Annotated in this window: 6 protein-coding genes; 3 read left to right on the forward strand and 3 right to left on the reverse strand. The window is 48.2% G+C overall.

What is annotated here, in order from left to right:
• The 3 genes from AM228_RS35845 to AM228_RS28565 all read left to right on the forward strand — a co-directional run.
• Window positions 1-183 (forward strand): hypothetical protein (locus tag AM228_RS35845; protein ID WP_231636984.1); only part of this gene is annotated, 183 nt, incomplete at its 5' end.
• A 64-nt stretch (window positions 184-247) separates the two neighbouring features.
• Window positions 248-526, forward strand: coding sequence for a BrnT family toxin (locus tag AM228_RS28560; RefSeq protein WP_054470427.1), 279 nt, complete (start codon window positions 248-250; stop codon window positions 524-526).
• On the forward strand, window positions 513-800 hold the full coding sequence (locus tag AM228_RS28565) for a hypothetical protein (protein WP_054470420.1): 288 nt from the start codon (window positions 513-515) through the stop codon (window positions 798-800). Before AM228_RS28560 ends, AM228_RS28565 begins: the two co-directional genes overlap by 14 nt.
• 310 nt (window positions 801-1,110) lie before the next feature.
• Here AM228_RS28565 and proC read toward each other — a convergent pair whose 3' ends face one another.
• From proC to AM228_RS30535, 3 genes are all read right to left on the reverse strand, one after another.
• Window positions 1,111-1,896: a pyrroline-5-carboxylate reductase gene (gene proC / locus AM228_RS28570; protein WP_054470423.1), complete on the reverse strand. Its 786-nt coding sequence runs from the start codon at window positions 1,894-1,896 to the stop codon at window positions 1,111-1,113.
• A gap of 121 nt (window positions 1,897-2,017) precedes the next feature.
• Entirely contained in the window at window positions 2,018-2,659 is a 642-nt protein-coding gene (locus AM228_RS28575; protein WP_054470425.1) for a cell division protein SepF, read from the reverse strand.
• A gap of 535 nt (window positions 2,660-3,194) precedes the next feature.
• Window positions 3,195-3,329, reverse strand: a 135-nt coding sequence (locus AM228_RS30535; RefSeq protein WP_197285439.1) for an HNH endonuclease, incomplete at its 5' end; no start/stop codon positions are given.

Here is a 3,329-nt window from a genome sequence, read left to right on the forward strand (position 1 = left end):
GGGACAAGAAACCGGGTTTCTAACCGCTTCAGGTGTTGGGGCCATTTGACTTCGGCAAAGAAGAAACCGGGTTTCTATGAGAGTTGTTGGTGGGTGGCAAGGGTTAACGCAAGAAACCCGGTTTCTGGGCCGAAAAAAGAAACCGGGTTTCTGGGGGGACAAGAAACCGGGTTTCGGCGATAATTTATCTATCCTAACCGAGATTTTCGTCAATTACCCGGTTTCTCAATTTTCAAGAGGCGATGATATGCAGTTGAGGTTTGAATGGCATGAAGAAAAAGCCGAAAATAACCTCAAAAAACACGGAATTAGTTTTGAGGAAGCAAAAACCGTTTTCAATGACCCATTATCGATAACGATCGCTGATTCCCAGCACTCGGATAATGAAGATCGCTATATTGATATTGGTCGGTCCAGTCAAGGTCAGTTACTTGTTGTAGTTTACACAGAACGTCAAGCAAACATTCGGATTATTAGTTGTCGGAAAGCCACCAAAACAGAGAGGAAAATCTATGAACAATCATAATTTTGACCAGCCAGATATCACTGATGATGAAATGCTTCCAGAATATGATTTTACCGGGGGCATACGCGGCAAGCATTACCAAGCCTATCGGCAAGGACATACTGTGACCATTCATCAAACCGATGGCAAGGATATTGTTCAATATTTTACTCTGGAAGATGGAGCAATTATGCTTGATCCAGATGTGCGGGAATATTTTCCTGATGCTGAAACGGTGAATAGGGCTTTACGCACTTTGATTAGTTTGTTTCCGAAAAATTGTCAGGCAATTTGAATTCAGCAGGAAAGAAACCCGGTTTCTGGACTCCTGGACAAGAAACCGGGTTTCTCTAAGAAATCTCGGCCTCCCCACCGGCCCTTACATAGAAACCCGGTTTCTAACCTCTCCAGGTTTCTAGCCCCAGGGACAAGAAACCGGGTTTCTATGATGTTTGTTGGTGGGTGGCAAGGGTTGACGCAAGAAACCCGGTTTCTGGGGTCCTGGGACTTCGGCCGACAAGAAACCGGGTTTCTATGAGCGTTGTTGGTGGGTGGCAAGGGTTGACGCAAGAAACCCGGTTTCTGTGGCCCCGGTTTCTGGGGCTCTAGCTGCCGAGTTCTTGGGCTCTTTGGGCGGCTTTGCGGACGGCTTCAATTAAGGCGGAACGAAATCCCGCGCTTTCTAGTTGAGAAATTCCGGCAATGGTGGTTCCCCCTGGACTGGTGACTCGATCTTTGAGTTCTGCTGGGTGCATTTCCGTTTCTTTGAGTAGTTGCGCGGTGCCTAATACGGTGTTTAGGGCTAGTTTGGCGGCGATCGCCCTTGGTAAACCAGCCGCAACACCGCCATCAGTTAAGGCTTCAATGGCGATCGCGACATAACCAGGGCCAGAACCGGAAAGCCCCGTCACTGCATCCATCATCGATTCGGGGACTTCCACCACATCCCCCACTGCTTGCAAAATCTGCTGACCTTGTTGCAAGTGTGACGGTGTAACCAGTTTCCCAGGGGCGATCGCGGTAATACCTGCCCCCACCGTTGCCGGAGTATTGGGCATTGCCCGAATCACAGGCTGTTGGGGAAATGCCGCCTCCAATTTCCGCAGAGGCACCCCGGCGAGAATAGACAACACCAACTGGTCTTTAGCATCACCGGCAGATAACTGGGCAACTACTGCATCAAATACTTGGGGCTTAATTGCCAATAAGAGCACCCGATCTGCCAAGGCGACAGCCTGATTATCAGATGTCACCTGAACCTGATATTTTTCACTTAAATATTCTCTTCGCTGAGGTAGGGGATCGCTAACGATCACCTCTTGAGGCGCATAGACGCTTTGGGCGATTAACCGGGATAAAAGCGCCTCTCCCATTACCCCACCGCCAATCATGCCTAATTTTATGGACAATTTTCTCTAATCCTTTCTGCTAATTATGGATAATTTTAAAACAGTAGGGTGGGCAAAATCTTGCCCACCCTACGAATAGATTTACTAGCAGAAAGCGAGAAACTTACTGAGAAGCCATCCGCATTTGGTCATCATTCCAGTTTCCGGTCGGCGCTATTGGCTGACGCGAAGAGCGGATATGATGTTGCAGGACATCATGGACAACACCAGACTGAGTGCTGACTTGAACACAACTCGGTGTAAACAAAAAGATGCTTTCACCAATTCTTTCTTGGTGGCCATCCAGGGCATAAGTTCCACCGGCAATAAAATCGACGGCTCTTTGGGCTTGGTCGGGATCCATCATGGTCAGGTTCAACACCACAGATTTGCGTTCCCGCAAACCTTGGATGGCTTGAGGCATTTCTTCAAACGAGCGAGGTTCCATTACCACAACTTCGCTGATCCCATTAGCGGCACCGGGCATTCCAATCACATTATTCATCCCCTTTAAATTTGTATTCATTCCTGTATCTGCTCCACCCATACCAATATTTGAAGAACTCATGCCAACAGCACTAACTGTTCTGTCTCGAAGTCTACTACGGGTCTGGCTATTATCGGCTGGGGCGGCTGGGGCAGGCGGTTGTTCTGGGTACAAATTTTGATAGCCTTGTCCCTCCGCATCTCCATCATAGTATTCATCATATTCGTCGCCTGGGGTGCCGGTGACGAAATCTCGTAACTTAGAAAAAAGGTTGTTCACGGTTCACGCTCCCTCATTACATAATGATTCACTCAAGGCCAGAGCTTTCCTGATTAAAACGCCGATTTGATCTTACAAGTCGATGACTTACTCGTAACTCTGTCCCCTGTTCTTTGCTTGCTCGCGATCGCGGTGTCGCAATTCTTCTTATCCTAACTGGTGGTTGACTGCACCTTTTTATCTGCTTTAATCACTTACCCGTAAAGGCTCCCAAACCTGCCGGGATTTCACTACTGTCTTTAGATTAACAGTATATTTATTAGACACGAGTGCAAAATACCGAGGTCGATCCCCCCAACCCCCCTTAAAAACGCCACTCGGCTTTGCACGAATGAAAGCAAGAAGTCTATTATGCCTAGATCACCAGCAAGCACCCGTTTTTTGAGTATTGGCAAAGTCCTAGGCTGTAACAATAGGGTACAGGATGATTAGGGGTCGATGGGGGAATCACTCCCCCCACCTCCCATTCAGAACCCAGCGTGCCACTTTCACGGCACTAGGCTCCTACCTATGTTGGCCCCTTACATGGGTACGACTACCAGAGTGGCAGTTCTTCCTCCCGATGTCCTTGGGTGCTCCCGTCATATCTTGACTTTAAATCGTGACAATGAGCGTGAAGCAATTGCAGGTTTTTGTATTCGTCCTTTCCGCCTTGGCTTCTAGGAATGAT

It is taken from the genome of Planktothricoides sp. SR001 (assembly GCF_001276715.1).
GTDB lineage: Bacteria > Cyanobacteriota > Cyanobacteriia > Cyanobacteriales > Laspinemataceae > Planktothricoides > Planktothricoides raciborskii.